The 16055-nt window shown below is 42.5% G+C and carries 15 protein-coding genes; 13 read left to right on the top strand and 2 right to left on the bottom strand.

What is annotated here, in order from left to right; all coding sequences use genetic code 11:
- Nucleotides 1-4: 4 nt before the first annotated feature.
- Nucleotides 5-2140 (bottom strand): putative porin, encoded by a 2136-nt coding sequence (locus F597_RS20350; protein WP_019539146.1) that lies wholly within the window; start codon nt 2138-2140, stop codon nt 5-7.
- A gap of 376 nt (nt 2141-2516) precedes the next feature.
- On the opposite strand from F597_RS20350, the gene F597_RS0107670 reads away from it, so the two are divergent.
- The 10 genes from F597_RS0107670 (at nt 2517) to hisIE (ending at nt 12741) form a co-directional block, all read left to right on the top strand.
- A complete protein-coding gene (locus F597_RS0107670; protein ID WP_019539145.1) occupies nt 2517-3980 on the top strand; it encodes a LuxR C-terminal-related transcriptional regulator in 1464 nt (487 codons plus the stop codon).
- Nucleotides 3981-4304: 324 nt separating this feature from the next.
- A complete protein-coding gene (locus tag F597_RS21550) occupies nt 4305-4781 on the top strand; it encodes a helix-turn-helix domain-containing protein (protein WP_019539144.1) in 477 nt (158 codons plus the stop codon).
- Between the two features lie 346 nt (nt 4782-5127).
- On the top strand, nt 5128-5985 hold the full coding sequence (gene hisG / locus F597_RS0107660) for an ATP phosphoribosyltransferase (RefSeq protein WP_019539143.1): 858 nt from the start codon (nt 5128-5130) through the stop codon (nt 5983-5985).
- Nucleotides 5986-6059: 74 nt separating this feature from the next.
- The gene (gene hisD, locus F597_RS0107655; protein WP_019539142.1) at nt 6060-7508 is read left to right on the top strand and encodes a histidinol dehydrogenase; all 1449 of its coding nucleotides are present in this window, start codon (nt 6060-6062) and stop codon (nt 7506-7508) included.
- Nucleotides 7495-8511, top strand: coding sequence for a histidinol-phosphate transaminase (gene hisC / locus F597_RS0107650; RefSeq protein ID WP_019539141.1), 1017 nt, complete (start codon nt 7495-7497; stop codon nt 8509-8511). Before hisD ends, hisC begins: the two co-directional genes overlap by 14 nt.
- 127 nt (nt 8512-8638) lie before the next feature.
- Complete coding sequence (gene hisB / locus F597_RS0107645) at nt 8639-9727, top strand: bifunctional histidinol-phosphatase/imidazoleglycerol-phosphate dehydratase HisB (protein WP_019539140.1); 1089 nt, start codon at nt 8639-8641, stop codon at nt 9725-9727.
- A gap of 140 nt (nt 9728-9867) precedes the next feature.
- Nucleotides 9868-10446: an imidazole glycerol phosphate synthase subunit HisH gene (hisH, locus tag F597_RS0107640; RefSeq protein ID WP_019539139.1), complete on the top strand. Its 579-nt coding sequence runs from the start codon at nt 9868-9870 to the stop codon at nt 10444-10446.
- 145 nt (nt 10447-10591) lie between these two features.
- Entirely contained in the window at nt 10592-11314 is a 723-nt protein-coding gene (hisA, locus tag F597_RS0107635; protein ID WP_019539138.1) for a 1-(5-phosphoribosyl)-5-[(5-phosphoribosylamino)methylideneamino]imidazole-4-carboxamide isomerase, read from the top strand.
- Nucleotides 11315-11404: 90 nt separating this feature from the next.
- On the top strand, nt 11405-12157 hold the full coding sequence (gene hisF / locus F597_RS0107630; protein WP_019539137.1) for an imidazole glycerol phosphate synthase subunit HisF: 753 nt from the start codon (nt 11405-11407) through the stop codon (nt 12155-12157).
- Nucleotides 12154-12741, top strand: coding sequence for a bifunctional phosphoribosyl-AMP cyclohydrolase/phosphoribosyl-ATP diphosphatase HisIE (hisIE, locus tag F597_RS0107625; RefSeq protein WP_019539136.1), 588 nt, complete (start codon nt 12154-12156; stop codon nt 12739-12741). The genes hisF and hisIE overlap by 4 nt, the downstream gene beginning before the upstream one ends.
- A gap of 24 nt (nt 12742-12765) precedes the next feature.
- Here hisIE and F597_RS0107620 read toward each other — a convergent pair whose 3' ends face one another.
- A complete protein-coding gene (locus F597_RS0107620) occupies nt 12766-13791 on the bottom strand; it encodes a metallophosphoesterase (RefSeq protein WP_052319807.1) in 1026 nt (341 codons plus the stop codon).
- Between the two features lie 242 nt (nt 13792-14033).
- Here F597_RS0107620 and F597_RS0107615 point away from each other — a divergent pair, with 242 nt between their 5' ends.
- The 3 genes from F597_RS0107615 (at nt 14034) to lgt (ending at nt 16025) form a co-directional block, all read left to right on the top strand.
- A complete protein-coding gene (locus F597_RS0107615) occupies nt 14034-14525 on the top strand; it encodes an RNA polymerase sigma factor (protein ID WP_019539134.1) in 492 nt (163 codons plus the stop codon).
- Nucleotides 14526-14539: 14 nt separating this feature from the next.
- On the top strand, nt 14540-15133 hold the full coding sequence (locus F597_RS0107610) for a hypothetical protein (RefSeq protein WP_019539133.1): 594 nt from the start codon (nt 14540-14542) through the stop codon (nt 15131-15133).
- 67 nt (nt 15134-15200) lie between these two features.
- The gene (gene lgt / locus F597_RS0107605) at nt 15201-16025 is read left to right on the top strand and encodes a prolipoprotein diacylglyceryl transferase (RefSeq protein WP_019539132.1); all 825 of its coding nucleotides are present in this window, start codon (nt 15201-15203) and stop codon (nt 16023-16025) included.
- Nucleotides 16026-16055: the final 30 nt, after the last annotated feature.

Here is a 16055-nt window from a genome sequence, read left to right as displayed (position 1 = left end):
AAGATTAATTATGTAAATTCACTGAAACTCCAAGCCTGATGATAGCGGGATTGACCGGATATCCTGGTAATGAAAAATATTCTTTTGGATTCATGAACTGTGAGGCCACATTATAATACATTACATAAAAACGGGTCTGTTTCAGGTGCATATTGGCATAGGCAGTAGCTATAGGATAATTTCCGATCTCTCTCTCACGCTGATTGTAAAATTGCAACAAAGCCGGCTCATAACCAGGTATAAAATACTTTGTATGATAATGTGCATCCACTCCCAGTTGCAAGGTGAGCTCGTTCACAATTTTGGTCTTCAGATACATATTGGAATAAACACTGAGCTTAGGCACAGGGATTACTTCCTGATTACTCGAAGTCTGGTAAACCACCTGATTATCCCAGTTGAATATGCCAAAACGCAGGTTCTGCTCTATACGCGCGGTCACCAGTTGCACATTGCCGCTCTCCTGGGCAATCTGCCTCTCACTGTTATAATAAATGAAATTCTGCAGGTTCTCTACTCCTGCACTTAATGTAGTATTTGTAAACGGTATATGTAGTTTACCTCCGGCGTAGACCCTGCGAATATCACCAAAATTATGGTTCCAACGGAAATATTTTGAGTAATAATTCTCTTCCAGATATTTAGGTTTTAAGTTTTTAATGTAGGCATGCGCAGAAAGAGTAGTCCGTTTTCCGGCAATATCAAAACCGGTCTCCACATCACCCATCGCCCTGAATTCACCCAGGTTCGCTCCCAATATCCCCAGATCGGCACGGATATTAAACAGAAGATTATCGCCCTGCTGTTTATTCAGTACACCTCCTATGGTAACGGCACTTTCACGGTGCCGCATCATTCCGCGTCCCACACTGTCCCTCATGGAATAATTCCGCAGGTCATGTTCCAGAAAAGCGGTCAGCCCGAATTTCACCCACTCTTTGAATCCTTCCCGCAGACCCACAGAAACAGTGTTCTTCATTGATGAGAAACGGATACTGTCATCCACAGCCCCCTCATAGAACCGATTGGGATAAAACTGGTCTATCCGGTGCATATCTACACCATCCACATTCACAAAGGCGGTATCATACGACAGGAATCGCCGATATTGCTGAGTAAACTGCGACGAAAAACCTATACTCGCCACAGGAACAAACTGTCCTTTCCCTTTGTGTAACGAATCGGCCGGTGTCTCCACATACCCCAGATTGTACCTGCCTGACAAGAAGAAACGGTTATTGCGTAATGAGTTCCATGTATTGGTGAATTTAACCGGGATATCCCTCGACGTAAAATTCTGTTGAACGGAATCAGGATGCGTAATAAAACGCTCATCCGTTATTCCTCCGTTCTCGGCATTGACCAGAGATCCAAGATTCATAAAAGCATGTGCTTCAATCCTGTCGGAAAGGTAATTTCCAAAGAGTGAGAAATTATTATGCTTCACTGCCTGAGAGTTGTAATAACCGCGGGCATTGATCAAATCGACGTCTAATCCCACATTCAGGCTTTTCCCGAAATTAGAGACCAAGCGTGCCTCAAAGCGTTCCTCTCTGGTTTGTTTAGGAACAGCACGATTATAACTCAATCTGGAATAGGGTACCCGTGTATTGACGAACAATACCTCTTCCGGATCTTTCAGATAGAGATAGTAAGCATTGTTGAATATAAACTGTTCGGTTTCTGGCCTGTCGGCAAAGATCTTCGAAAAAGCCGGAGATCCCAGTGGTGCCAAGAAGCCCATGGCTACCGATTGTCCGTCGGGAAGGATGCTCTGTTGGTAATTATGGAGTAATGTATCCGAAACGGCAGGCAGACGGTTACCGGTACGCGCATCGATCTTCCAGATAGTCATTTGTGCCAGCCGACGAAGTGAATCGGCCTCTGCCCCATGATCGTGTATCAGGTGATCGAGGTGCGATGCCTGTCGGGGTGACGTCGAATCCAACTCCTGCCCGTTACGTTCCGGAATCTGCCGGGGAAGAAGATCCAGTGAATCAGGATTCGTTGTGATCTGCGATGAATCGGGCAGAATAATGCGCGCCTGCGAATAGGTGGCCGTCACGCAGAGAACACATGCCAGAAGGGATATGAACAGCTTTTCTTTCATCGGATGCAAATCTACATAAAAAATTGCCATCCACGGATAATCAAGCCCGCTTTTCTCTCATTTTTGAGGATTTTTAGGATGAAACATAACCATGCGATCCGTTTGTCTACTGACTAATATATTTGAAAATCGTCATCCTGTTGACATTTTCCCATATAAGGATAAAAAAACGCCTATAACCATATTATGTCATCTCGGCTTATCAAGGATTGTGCCTCCAATCTCACCTGTAAACTATACTATATCCGTTTATTTTACAAACTCGGGTACATGACGGGTATCTGTTTTTGTTGCATTATTCCCCACAGGAGAAAGTATAAATACCCTTTATTTCTTAATTTTGTCATTTTGAATCCCTATTAGCGATATTCGTAAAAACCGAAGCAGTTAAGATAATTAAATAAAAATGAAAGGAGTCATACTGTTTGCAGCGACATTATTGGCTATTGCCGGTTGTTCCTCGCCAAAGGACCCTCCGGCTACCGAAGTACGCAAAGTGGACAGCCTTCTCGAACTGTCTTACCAAAGCAATCGGGCAATAAATCCGGAAGCCAGCCTCCGGTATGCTTTAGAAGCACTTGATCCGGCTAAATCTGTAGGTTATCGTAAGGGAATAGCAAGGGTTTATTATCTCATCAGTAATGCGTTGTACAATACGGGTAGTTATAATAAATCTCTGGAATACATCTTACTAGGTGAAGAATATGCGGACGGAGATGCCCAGATATTATCTGATTTTATACGTATAAGAGCCCGTATCTATACCTATATGGGATTATACGAAAGCGCAAAAAAAGAGTTTCTGAAAGGGCTTTCTTATATAAAAGAGATAAAACAACGCGAACGACGGGAGTTTCTGACGGCACTCACTTACGAGAACCTGAGTCATTTCTACGCCGTAACAGACCGTCCGGACTCGTCCCTCCTCTATGTCCAAAAAAATATGAAGATTTTAAATGAATTGGATGAAGATTTTGTCTATACCAGCCTCATCAATTCATTTACCACCATAGGGAAATTCTATGTAGCAGAGCAAAAATACGATTCTGCAGGAATTTATTTCGACAAAGCGATACAATTAGCAGAAAAATATACCTTTTCTTACCATTCAAGGACCTGGGCCTATAGGGGAGATATGCACTTTCAGAAGAACGAGGTCGATTCGGCATTATACTACTATTTCAAGGCCCTGGACAATTTGGAAGAGACCGGTTTAAAAGGAGAATATAAGGAACTCTACGGAAAAATATCCAATGCCTATTCGTCACAGGGTGATACTACCGCAGCTCATGAATATGAAAATAAGAAATTACTTATAGAGGGTCAGTTGAACGAAGAAAAACTCAAATCTACCCAAAAAGTGCTCACCCTATTGACAAACGAAGAGAAAACACAGATGCAGAAAAGATATTTCATTATTCTGAGAGTGATTATCCCTCTTTTCTTGCTTCTAATAATTTTCACATGGTGGTTTGTGAGGCAATATAAGGTAAAATATATAAGAAAAGAAGCACATGAGATGGAGATATACAAGATTAGAGAACAAGAGACAGAAAAGCTTAAAATAAGATTGAATAAATCGCTTGATGAAATTATCGAACTGGTTAAAAAAAATGACCCTACCTTCATGATTAAATTCCAGGAGGCTTACCCCCGGTTTACGACTTCACTTCTGGCTATCAACCCTAAAATACAACCGAGCGAACTGCATCTGTGCGCACTTATTTACCTACAATTTACAACCAAAGAAATTGCCGATAGTATGTATCGTTCTGTAAAAACCATCCAAAACCGAAAAAACAGCCTGCGCAAAAAATTAGATATCCCCTCCGACATAGATATAGCTATATGGTTGAATGAAGTTATTTAACAGGCACATACAAAAAGCTTAATAACCACAAAAACCGTCTCCACATAAGAATCAGATAATATTTTCGCTAAAACAGGTATCTAATGGGTATCTGTTTTTTTTAGTAAAATTCTTTTTTAGAATATATTTGCCTGCTCTAATTTCAAAACCTCTTCTATAACGCACAAACAGGAACTCTGTGGTTATTTATCGATACACTAAAATACATTAGTGTTCTTAGCGAGACCATTTATACAAAATAGGGGAAAGATATTATTCTATGCAGAAATATTGAATTACATCCGGATTCGAAAGTATAGACAGAAACTTTTTTAAAAGTATTATATGAGTGTTAACACAAAAAAAAGAAAAGATGAAGTACGCAAATATTTGCTGACGGACGTGGCATCGTGTACATTTACTTTCTCGGACGGGCTGAAAAGCAGGGTAACTCCATCACCCGATAATGAAATTGTTCTTGTAAAGTTGATTCCGCGCACGTCAAAATCAAAACAGTTTGAGGATAGTGTGTTACAGAACTATTTATCGGCAAAAACTGTGTCCGAACTAGCAAAACTGTGCCACTACGACTGTTTAAGGACATTTACACGCCATTTCAAGAAATATTTCGGCGAAGCACCCTATCAATGGATGCTGGACCACAAAATGGAAGAGATACAGTCTCTGGTACTCAGCTCCGATTTAAGTATTACTGAAATATCCAGAATGTATAACTTCAAAACAGTATCTCATTTGGTAGGTGTTTACAAAAAGAGATTCGGTACTACACCTCAAAAAGGCAGATCATCAAATGATATCTGATTCTGTTATTCGAGCCTATTATTTCTATAAATCGATGAAAAGTTATTACAAGAAACTTCCTGAAGTAAAATCGAGATCCTATCAAGAATAGAGTACTGCTAAAAAATACTCCTTATTATGGGTTGTTTTAAATAATTTCATTATCTTTGTCCCATCAAAATAATAAAAATGAAAGCAAACTTGTTCCATCATCATCATTTTCATACTTGCAATCAGGCGAGTTGAGGTTGGTATGTACGAACAGAAAAAGCATATATGCATAAACCCGTCTGAAGGAACTCAGGCGGGTTTTTTGTTTAACATCCAATCGGACATATCCGGGACGATTGAGTAAAGTGAATAAAGAATGGAAAAAATTAAAATCGCTATTCAAAAAAGCGGACGGTTAAGCGAAAAATCCCTCGACCTGCTCACGGAGTGCGGCATCAATGTCTCCAACGGCAACCGCAAACTGAGAACAGAAGCACACAACTTCCCTATGGAGATCCTCTTTCTGCGGGATGACGATATCCCGCAATATGTAGAACAAGGCGTAGCAGATATCGGTATCCTGGGGCAAAACGAGGTATGGGAAAAAGAAAAGGATGTAATAGAGATCGAAAAACTGGGTTTCGGAAACTGTCGCCTTTCTCTCGCCATTCCGAAAGATGAAGTTTACACGGGACTCGATTATTTCAATGGTAAACGAATAGCGACAAGCTATCCCAGGATACTGAAAAAATTTTTCCGGGAGAAAGGAATGGATGTGAAGATTGAAGAACTGGGGGGAAGTGTGGAGATTGCTACCGGAATCGGCCTTGCTGATGCCATCTTCGATATAGTAAGTACCGGAAGTACCCTCATCATGAACGGGTTGAAGGAAGCGGAAGCAATCATCAAAAGCCAGGCTGTACTCATTGGTAACAAAAACCTTTCGACTGCCAAAACCGAACTGCTGGAGCGGTTGTTATTCCGTATAAAGGCTTACAAAAACGGACGCGGTAAAAAATACGTTTTGCTTAATGCACCCAACGAGGTCATCCCCGATATTGTGAAATTATTACCCGGCATGCGTTCTCCCAGTATCCTTCCGCTGGCCGACAAAGGTTGGAGCAGTGTCCACTCCGTGATTCATGACGACGATTTCTGGGAAATCATCGATGAATTAAAGCGCCTGGGTGCCGAAGGAATCCTTGTAGTGCCTATTGAGAAGATGATCCTCTGAATTGATGTGATAATTCGATGATGTGATGATGTGCCAATTGATCTTCAAATCAGTAAATCAATAAATCAGTTATAATGAAAACGATTTCAAACCCTTCGCAAAGCAAAAGGAAGAAACTGGCCGAACGCCCTATGATCAGGCAGCGGAAGTTGATGAATATTGTGGAAAAGATATTTTACAATATCCACCGAAAAGGAGATAAGGCAGTACTCACCTATAGCCGTCAATTCGACTGGCCTGCTCAGGAGACATTGGAAGTGGATCGTGAGACCATTGAACAGGCGGCGGGATTAGTGCCCGAACGGCTAAAACAGGCTATCGGACTGGCACGAAAGAATATAGAAACCTTTCACCGTTCACAGCAGGAAGAGATATGTAAAGTGGAGACCGCTCCCGGCGTGCTCTGCTGGCGTGAATCGCGTCCAATCTCCCGGATAGGTATCTATGTACCCGGCGGCACTGCCCCACTCTTTTCCACAGTACTGATGCTCACGGTACCTGCAAAAATTGCCGGATGTAGCGAGATAATATTATGCACGCCTCCTAACGAGGAAGGGAAAATCCATCCTGCCATACTCTATGCCGCCGTACTGACGGGAGTGACGAAAATATTTGCTGTAGGAGGGATCCAGGCTATCGGAGCAATGGCTTTCGGTACGGAAAGTATTCCAAAGGTTGATAAAATATTCGGCCCGGGCAACCAGTACGTAATGGCTGCCAAACGGTCAGCCCAGTATTATGGTACGGCTATCGATATGCCGGCTGGCCCAAGTGAACTTCTGGTGATTGCCGACGACACTTCCAACCCGGCATTCGTAGCTGCAGACCTATTGTCACAAGCCGAACACGGACCAGATAGCCAGGTGATCCTGCTTTCAGACAATAAAAAGGTAATCAAAGCGGTCAATAAAGAGCTTGATATCCAACTGGAAAACCTGCCAAGGAAAGAAATTGCATCACAGGCTCTTAAAAACAGCAAGGCAATCTTCTTCAAAGATTTGGATGAATGTATCGATTTCAGTAATTTCTATGCTCCGGAACACCTTATCCTGGCTACCGAAAACCCGGTACTATTAAGCCGGGATGTCACCACAGCCGGTTCCGTATTCCTCGGACATTATAGTTGTGAGAGTGCCGGCGATTACGCCAGCGGAACCAATCACACCCTCCCTACAGGCGGACATGCAGCGGCTTACAGTGGTGTATCACTCGACAGTTTCGTTAAAAAGATCACCTTCCAACAACTTACCGAGGAGGGAGTGATAAGCATCGGTAATACAGTGGAGATCATGGCTGAAGAGGAACAACTCATTGCCCACAAGAATGCCATGACTCTTCGTCTGGGAGCGGTAAAGGCAAGGCAGATAGCGATGACAGGTTACACGCAGGAGCAAGGGCAAGATCAGGAACAAGAACAACAAATACAACAAGAGGAATCTCAAGCATCATCACAAACAGAGCGGTACGATGCAGAAGAGCTGACTCAAAAAGAACAACAAGAAGACGAAAATGGAGAAATTTGATCTGGAATCGCTGGTACGCCCCAATATCCGGGCATTACACCCCTACTCCAGTGCACGAGATGAATTCACGGGTGATGAAGGTATCTTCCTCGATGCTAACGAAAATCCGTTCGGACAAAGGAATCGTTACCCCGACCCTCATCAGCGCCTGCTAAAAAAAGCCCTCTCCGAAAGAAAACAGATCCCGGTGGAGAACATCTTCATCGGGAACGGAAGCGATGAGGCAATCGACCTGATTTACCGTATCTTCTGCGAACCGCAACAGGATCGTGTAATCATCTGTCCCCCTACTTACGGTATGTATGAGGTATCAGCCAATATCAACAACGTGGAAGTGCTCCGGGTGCCGCTGACCGATCAATTCAAATTAGACATCGATAAAATACTATCTCTTCAGGCACAATGTATCTTCGTCTGCTCTCCAAATAATCCTACAGGGAACAGTCTTCAAAATGTAGAACGACTGCTTCAGGAGTTCTGCGGGATCGTGGTAGTCGATGAGGCCTATATCGACTTCAGTGGCGGCAACAGCTTTCTCGAAAAATTACCCGATTATCCCAATCTGATTGTGATGCAGACTTTCAGTAAAGCATGGGGATTGGCTGGGGCACGTGTAGGTGTAGCCTATGCAAGCGCTGACATCATCACATTGATGGACAAAACAAAACCTCCCTACAATGTAAGTTCACTGAATCAGGCAGAAGCGCTCAGAGCGTTATCTAATCCTCTTGAATTTGAGCGGCAACTCTCCATCATTCTGGAGCAACGTACATTGCTGGAAAAAGAGTTGAAAGGTTTGTCCATGGTACATCATGTCTATCCTTCCGATGCCAATTTCCTGCTGGTAGAAGTGACGGAAGCCAATGCGATCTATCGATATCTGGTCGGGAAAAAGGTGATTGTCAGAAATCGTAGTACTGTCATCCGCAATTGTCTCCGTATCACAGTCGGTACACCGGAAGAAAACCGGATGCTGATAAACGAATTGAAAAATTATAATTAAGAATGGAGAATTATCAATTACTAATTACTAATTGTTGTTTTCGTTGCTGCGGACTTCTAAATTTCTCCCCTTCTTGACTTCTTGGACTTCTTGACTTCTAATTTCTAAACTTCTTAGTGCAAAATATATGAAAAAAGTATTATTTATCGACCGTGACGGGACGTTGATCATAGAACCTGAGGATGAACAGATCGACAGCCTGGAAAAACTGGAATTTTATCCGAAGGTATTCCGGAACCTCTCCCGTATTGCCGGCGAATTGGAATACGAATTGGTGATGGTTACCAACCAGGACGGGTTGGGTACTCCCTCATTTCCCGAAGAGACTTTCTGGCCGGTACAGAACAAAGTCATCAAGGCTTTTGAAAATGAGGGAGTACATTTCAGTGAAGTACTGATCGACCGATCTTTTCCCCACGAAAACCTACCTACCCGAAAGCCCGGTATCGGTATGCTCACCCATTATATGAGAGGAGTATACGATCTGGAGCATTCTTATGTAATAGGAGACCGGATAACAGATGTACAACTTGCTGAAAATATGAATTGTAAATCTATTTTACTGAATAATAATTCATATCCGGGAGTCACACTGTGTACTACAGACTGGGGAGAGATCTATCAGTTTCTGAAAGAGGAGCCACGCAGAGGGAAAGTACACAGAAAGACTTCCGAGACCGACATCTTCGTCGAGGTGAACCTTGACGGCAAAGGGAAAAGCGATATCTCAACCGGATTGGGATTCTTCGACCATATGCTTCACCAGATCTCCCGCCACGGCAATATCGACCTTACCATTCGCGTCAAAGGTGATCTGCAGGTGGATGAGCATCACACGGTAGAAGATACGGGAATCGCCCTGGGAGAAGCTTTTATACAGGCGCTGGGCAAAAAGAAGGGAGTGGAACGGTATGGTTTCCTGTTACCGATGGATGATTGCCTGGCACAAGTGGCTATTGATTTCGGAGGACGCCCCTGGTTAGTATGGGAAGCGGAATTTAAACGCGAATTCGTAGGTGATCTTCCCACAGAAATGTTCATGCACTTCTTCAAATCGTTCAGTGACAACGCCCGCTGCAATCTCAATATTAAAGCGGAAGGCGACAATGAGCATCACAAGATCGAATCTATCTTTAAAGCCTTTGCCCGGGCAATAAAGATGGCAGTAAAGCGAGATGGAACAGAAGGTATACCCAGTACGAAAGGAACACTGTAGTTGATGTGATGATTTGTTGATGTGATGATGAAATCTGAATTGAATCAACGTTCGGTGGAGTCAAAATCAATATAATAAATTAATAAATCATAATAATATAAATTTTGAATCTGGAATTTTGAATTTGAAATAATTCAACAATGATAGCAATAATCAAATACAACGCTGGCAATATCACATCGGTCAAAAATGCGGTCGAACGGCTGGGTTATGAGTGTAAGGTGACCGATGATATTGATGAAGTTCTATCTGCTGAAAAAGTTATTTTCCCGGGTGTGGGAGAAGCAAAATCAGCAATGAATCACCTGGAGAGTAAAGGATTAGATAAAATTATTCAATCTTTAGTTCAACCCACACTGGGTGTTTGCCTTGGGCTTCAACTGATGTGCCGGCATTCGGAAGAGGGTGATACAAAGTGCCTTGGCATCTTCGATGCGAAAGTGAAAAAATTCCCTGCAACAGATATTGTCCCACATATGGGGTGGAACAATCTGGAGGTCGAGGTTAATCCACTTTTCAACGGTTTCGGTAAAGATGATGCTGTTTATTTCGTGCACAGCTATTATGCAGAAATATGTTCCGAAACTATTGCCCGCTGTGACTATATCTTGCCGTTCAGCGCCGCAATGCAAAAAGACAATTTTTATGCCACACAGTTTCATCCTGAAAAATCGGGTGACGTGGGCGAAAAGATCCTGAGGAATTTTCTGGACCTATAATGCTAATATGCCAATATGAATAATGTGAATCAATGTGCCAGTGTGAAAAAAGAAGTCAGAAACAGATATGTGCATATTGTCCTGGAAAAGTCTGCAGCATACTTATGATTGCTTTTACAAATAAATGATCTAACTCAATCAAAAAATGAGAATTATTCCGGCCATAGATATTATCGGCGGTAAGTGTGTACGCCTCACTAAAGGCGATTATAATACACAGAAAATATATAACGACGATCCGTTCGAAGTAGCCAAAGAATTTGAAGCGAACGGTATACAATACCTGCATGTGGTGGATCTCGACGGCGCTCGCTCGAAGCATATTGTCAATCATAAGATTTTACACGATATCGCCTCGAAAACCTCGTTGAGAGTTGATTTTGGCGGTGGCATCAAATCAGATGAAGACATTCGTATTGCTTTCGAGAATGGAGCGTCACAAATTACCGGTGGAAGCATCGCGGTACAGCAACCTGATACTTTCCGGCAATGGCTCGGCACATACGGATCGGAAAAGATTATTCTTGGCGCCGACAGCAACAATCGGAAAATAGCGACACACGGTTGGATGCAACAATCGGAACTGGAGGTAGTCGCTTTTATTTCGGATTACGCAAAGAAAGGTATCGTGTATGTCATCTGTACCGATATTCAGAAAGACGGCATGCTACAGGGTACATCCAACGAATTATACCGCGAGATTATCGAAAAAACCGGTGTAAAACTGATTGCCAGTGGAGGTGTTTCTTCAATCGACGATCTGCAGGTATTGAAGCAGCTTGGTTGCGACGGAGCAATCATAGGAAAAGCGTTCTACGAAGGAAAGATCACTCTTCGTGAATTGCGGGAGTTCGTAGAAAAATTATGAATTATGAATTATGAGTTAATATTTGGAAGTGGAGAATTTGATGATTTCATAATTTTAAATTTGGAATCTTGAATCTTGAATTAAAAAGTTATGCTGAAAAAAAGAATCATCCCCTGTCTTGATATCAGGGACGGACGTACCGTCAAAGGGGTCAATTTCGTGGATATCCGCGATGCAGGCGATGCGGTGGAACTCGCCAAGCGATATGTGCAGGAAGGTGCGGATGAATTGGTCTTTTTAGACATCACCGCTACTATCGAGAGGCGTAAAACGCTCACGGAACTGGTCACGCGTGTTGCACAGGAGATCAATATCCCGTTTACCGTAGGGGGAGGTATCCATTCGTTAGACGATGCACGCGCCATTATCCAGGCCGGGGCCGATAAAGTCAGTCTGAACTCTGCAGCTGTCAAGCGACCGAAACTGATCACCGAAATTGCCGGGCAATTTGGAAGTCAGTGTGTAGTACTTGCTATTGATACTAATTTCGAAAATAATGAATGGATCGTATATACCCATGGGGGTAAAACGCCGACAGATCTCCGTACCGTCGACTGGGCAAAGGAAGGCGAACACCGTGGCGCAGGGGAGATACTGCTTACCTCGATGAATAACGATGGTACGAAGGATGGTTTTGCTATCGACATTACAATTGCTGTCAGCGAAGCGGTACGCATCCCGGTGATCGCTTCAGGCGGCGCCGGAACCCTTGAACATTTTTCTGAAGTATTTACACAAACGAAAGCAAGTGCGGCACTGGCGGCCAGTATTTTTCATTTCAGGGAGATTTCTATCCCTACACTCAAAGATTATTTAAAAACTCAAAATATACCCATACGATGAATATCGATTTTTCAAAATCGGGAGGATTAGTTCCTGCCGTCATTCAGGATACGCTCAGCTTACAGGTATTGATGGTCGGCTATATGAATGAAGAAGCGTTGGAGAGAACACAGAAAGAAGGAAAGGTGACTTTTTTCAGCAGAAGTAAGAACCGCCTTTGGACAAAAGGGGAAACATCGGGCAATTGGTTGGTTGTGGACGAGATCCTGACGGATTGCGACAATGATACCATCCTTATCAAGGCCTATCCGCAGGGGCCAGCCTGCCATACCGGTTCCACATCCTGTTTCGGCGATAAACAATCGAAAGGATTTCTCTATGAACTGGAAAATGTGATAGAGAAGCGGATCACCGAAAATCCGGAAGGCTCATATACTTCAAAGCTGTTCAGCCGTGGTGTAAACAAAGTGGCGCAGAAGGTAGGAGAAGAAGCCGTCGAGTTGGTAATCGAAGCGAAAGACAACAATATCGATCTGTTCAAAAATGAAGCTGCTGACCTGCTCTACCACTTCCTGATCCTGTTAAAAACAAAAAAACTGAAACTGGAAGATATTGAAGCCATATTGGTTGAGAGGCATAAATAGTTAAAAACCCCGGACGATCCTACATCAGAACTCAACATTTTCAAAAACAAACTGTTGGTCTGGTTCTGTCTTGTATTCGTTTATGTACGGAGAGTAAGTTTTTACGGATATTGTTTTATTTTCAGGATCAATGGTAATGATCCGAAGAAATCCATTTCCGCCATTTTCAGAACCTTCTACTCCCGACTGGTAATTGGCCAGCATCTGGTACACATCATTGCCATGCATTCCGGTGCTCACCAACTGCCCCGTACCACTATGGAGTACATGTCCGCTGAATACCAATAATACATTGGGATACCGGCTCACCAGCTTCTCCCACATCATTTCGCCATCGTTGACGGACTCGTCGCCTGTGTCTTTGCCCACACCATATCGTTGTGGTACCCAGGAATGATCCCGATCGATACTCATACGGGTATCATCCGAATACATATAATCGTGGGTATTAATAATGACCTTATGTTTGGGATGTGCCTCAATCACTTCACCCGCCCAACGCAATATTTTATCGCGTGTACCAAATTCGAGCGAAAGGATCAACCAATCCAATCCGCCGGCACGAAAAGTATGGTAGGTATTTTCCATCTTTCCGGGTTCAAAGGCCCCGCCGAAATGTGCCATTTTACTATACCGGTCGTAGGGTAAGTATTTGTTGAAAAGTTCTGCGTCCCGGTTACTGGCACTACCTCCCGGTCCCAGGTCATGGTTACCCGGCACAAACGTATATGGCACTTTACCGTCCATTACAGAGAAAGCTGCGACAGCGTTCTGCCATTCCTCCTCGGAGTTGTGATCGGTAATATCTCCCTGTTGAAGGACAAAAGCGATACTATCAGCATTTTGAACGATCCATTCGGTTTGCGAACGGAATATTTCAGGATATAAACGGGAATACACTTGCGTGTCCGGCAATAAGACAAGATTAAACGGTTTTGCCCCATCAGTACAGGACGACAAAACGAGTAATGCCGGAATGATAAATATTGCTGGTATTACCCATTTCTTTAGTTCGCTGAAAAATGATGGTTGCTTTATATTTTTCCTCATAATAAATGGTATAAGTGTCGTATATATTAACGTTTACCTGAAATTTTCAAATAAAAGGCACATATATCGGTTAAATCACTATATTTCAACGTATTAATCAATATATAACACCAAACATCCACGAATACATGCAGGACAAAATTATAAAAAGATTTCGGAGATGGGTAATTATTTTAATAAAAAAAGTTGTTTATTTTGCCATTTTTCCGGATATATTGCGTCTAATATAGAAAAAGAAGATAATGGAGGGAAATAAAAAAGAGCATGCCTTTGTAAAAATCGTTCAGGAACACGAACGGATCATCTATAAAGTCTGCTCTTTCTATGTTTCGGACACCTTTCCCCTTGCCGATCTGTATCAGGAAGTGGTTTGTAACTTGTGGCGCGGTTTCCCGAAATTCAGGAATGAAAGTTCTCCCGGAACATGGATTTACCGGGTTGCCTTGAACACCTGTATCTCGGGTATACGCAAGGAGAAGAAACGCCCGAAAAGCGATTACCCTATCGAAGATTTATCCGATTGGTTTATCGAACAGGACAGCCTGAACGAAAATATCCGTGAAATGTACCTGCTGATCAACCGGTTGAAAACACTCGAAAAAGTGGTTGTCCTCCTTTATCTCGAAGAAAAATCCTATCAGGAAATCGCCGACATCACCGGCTTGACATTAAGTAATGTGGCCACAAAGCTGAAACGTGCAAAAGAGAAACTCAGAGAAATGTCACACCTCTAAAAAAAACAGGAATTATGGAATTAGACGAATTAAAAAACACGTGGGCTGCGCTAGACAAACGGTTAAAAGAGAACAATACACTGAACGAAGTTATCATCCTGAAAATGATACAGGTAAAAGTGGAAAAAACGTTAAACAGGTTAATACTTTGGGATATTTTTTCGGTTTTCATCCTGATTGCGGTCATTCCCGTCATAGTTTATTGGCTCGACAAATACTCAGGAAGACTACTGTTCGGGGATATTGCAGTTATCTATGGGGGTATTATTTGCGTCGTTTCCGCTATATGGTACATATATAAGATTCGGGAATTAATAAAAATAGACGTTACGGAAAATATCCGCGACAATATTTATTACACCAATAAATATGCGGTTCTGGTTAAAAGGGAAAAGCTGATCATGGCATTTGTCGGGCCCAGCATCGCTTTACTTTGCGTCGCCGCGTATGCCGAAGCGAAAGTAAGTGTTTCGTTATGGATATTGTTGGGGTGCATGTTTGTTTTAGCGTCCCTGATAACCGCATGGTCATATAAAAGGCTTTACCAAAAGAATATAGATTCGATCCTGAAAAGCCTCGGAGAGATCAAAGAACTGGAAGAAGAATAAACATCGCCAGCCAAAAGATTTAGCGGTAATCGCATAACATACGAAAGTTCAATAAAGTATAGTTTATATGAACGGATTCCTATATATTCACTGGGATGTGAATCCGAAGCTGATAGATGCAAACGGATTCAGTTTGGGATATTATAGTTTGTTATTTGTCGGAGGACTGATATTAAGCGCATGGATCGTAAGAAAGATCTTTCAAAAAGAAGGATTATCGGACAATGACTATGAAAAGCTGGCTCTCTATTGTGTGGTGGGCATTGTATTGGGCGCCCGCTTAGGACATTGCCTGTTTTATCAGCCTGATTATTATCTGAAACATCCCTTAGAGATGATTCTCCCATTTTCATGGGAAGGCGGCCGGTTCGTGTTGACCGGCTACAGAGGGCTGGCCAGCCACGGAGGAGCAATCGGCTTGATCATAGCCGTCCTGGTTTTCAACCGAAAAACAGGTATTCATTATCTTACGGTTTTTGATTATATCGCCATTGCAGTTCCGCTGGGAGGGGCGTTTATCCGGTTAGGCAATTTAATGAATTCCGAAATAATTGGAAATCCGACCAATGTACCTTGGGCATTCATCTTCGAAAGGATTGATCAGGTTCCCCGCCATCCCGCCCAATTATATGAAGCGATCGCGTATCTGATATTTTTCGTACTGGTTTACAACATGTATACAAAGAAGAGAAAAACATTGAAACGAGGATTTTTATTTGGTTTGGTGTTGATGTTGATCTTCACTTTCAGATTTTTTATTGAATTTCTAAAACAGGAACAGGTCGATTTTGAGAGAGGATTGGTACTGAATATGGGACAATGGTTAAGTATTCCTTTTATTCTATTGGGTGTTTATCTGGTATTTTTTTATAAGGAACCGATAAAAGAATAAAATACACGAAATAAACACTATATTATCAGG

The organism is Proteiniphilum acetatigenes DSM 18083 (assembly GCF_000380985.1).
Taxonomy (GTDB): domain Bacteria; phylum Bacteroidota; class Bacteroidia; order Bacteroidales; family Dysgonomonadaceae; genus Proteiniphilum; species Proteiniphilum acetatigenes.
Note: the sequence above shows the minus strand (reverse complement) of the source record. Positions and strands in the feature narration are given on the sequence as shown.

Bases quoted from the DNA above. Each gene is read 5' to 3' on its own strand.
- F597_RS20350 (WP_019539146.1), bottom strand. From the start codon at position 2,140: ATGGCAATTTTTTATGTAGATTTGCATCCGATGAAAGAAAAGCTGTTC.
- hisD (WP_019539142.1), top strand. From the start codon at position 6,060: ATGAAAACGATTTCAAACCCTTCGCAAAGCAAAAGGAAGAAACTGGCC.
- hisA (WP_019539138.1), top strand. From the start codon at position 10,592: ATGAGAATTATTCCGGCCATAGATATTATCGGCGGTAAGTGTGTACGC.
- hisG (WP_019539143.1), top strand. From the start codon at position 5,128: ATGGAAAAAATTAAAATCGCTATTCAAAAAAGCGGACGGTTAAGCGAA.
- F597_RS0107610 (WP_019539133.1), top strand. From the start codon at position 14,540: ATGGAATTAGACGAATTAAAAAACACGTGGGCTGCGCTAGACAAACGG.
- hisF (WP_019539137.1), top strand. From the start codon at position 11,405: ATGCTGAAAAAAAGAATCATCCCCTGTCTTGATATCAGGGACGGACGT.
- lgt (WP_019539132.1), top strand. From the start codon at position 15,201: ATGAACGGATTCCTATATATTCACTGGGATGTGAATCCGAAGCTGATA.
- hisIE (WP_019539136.1), top strand. From the start codon at position 12,154: ATGAATATCGATTTTTCAAAATCGGGAGGATTAGTTCCTGCCGTCATT.
- F597_RS0107620 (WP_052319807.1), bottom strand. From the start codon at position 13,791: ATGAGGAAAAATATAAAGCAACCATCATTTTTCAGCGAACTAAAGAAA.
- F597_RS0107615 (WP_019539134.1), top strand. From the start codon at position 14,034: ATGGAGGGAAATAAAAAAGAGCATGCCTTTGTAAAAATCGTTCAGGAA.
- hisB (WP_019539140.1), top strand. From the start codon at position 8,639: ATGAAAAAAGTATTATTTATCGACCGTGACGGGACGTTGATCATAGAA.
- hisH (WP_019539139.1), top strand. From the start codon at position 9,868: ATGATAGCAATAATCAAATACAACGCTGGCAATATCACATCGGTCAAA.
- F597_RS0107670 (WP_019539145.1), top strand. From the start codon at position 2,517: ATGAAAGGAGTCATACTGTTTGCAGCGACATTATTGGCTATTGCCGGT.
- F597_RS21550 (WP_019539144.1), top strand. From the start codon at position 4,305: ATGAGTGTTAACACAAAAAAAAGAAAAGATGAAGTACGCAAATATTTG.
- hisC (WP_019539141.1), top strand. From the start codon at position 7,495: ATGGAGAAATTTGATCTGGAATCGCTGGTACGCCCCAATATCCGGGCA.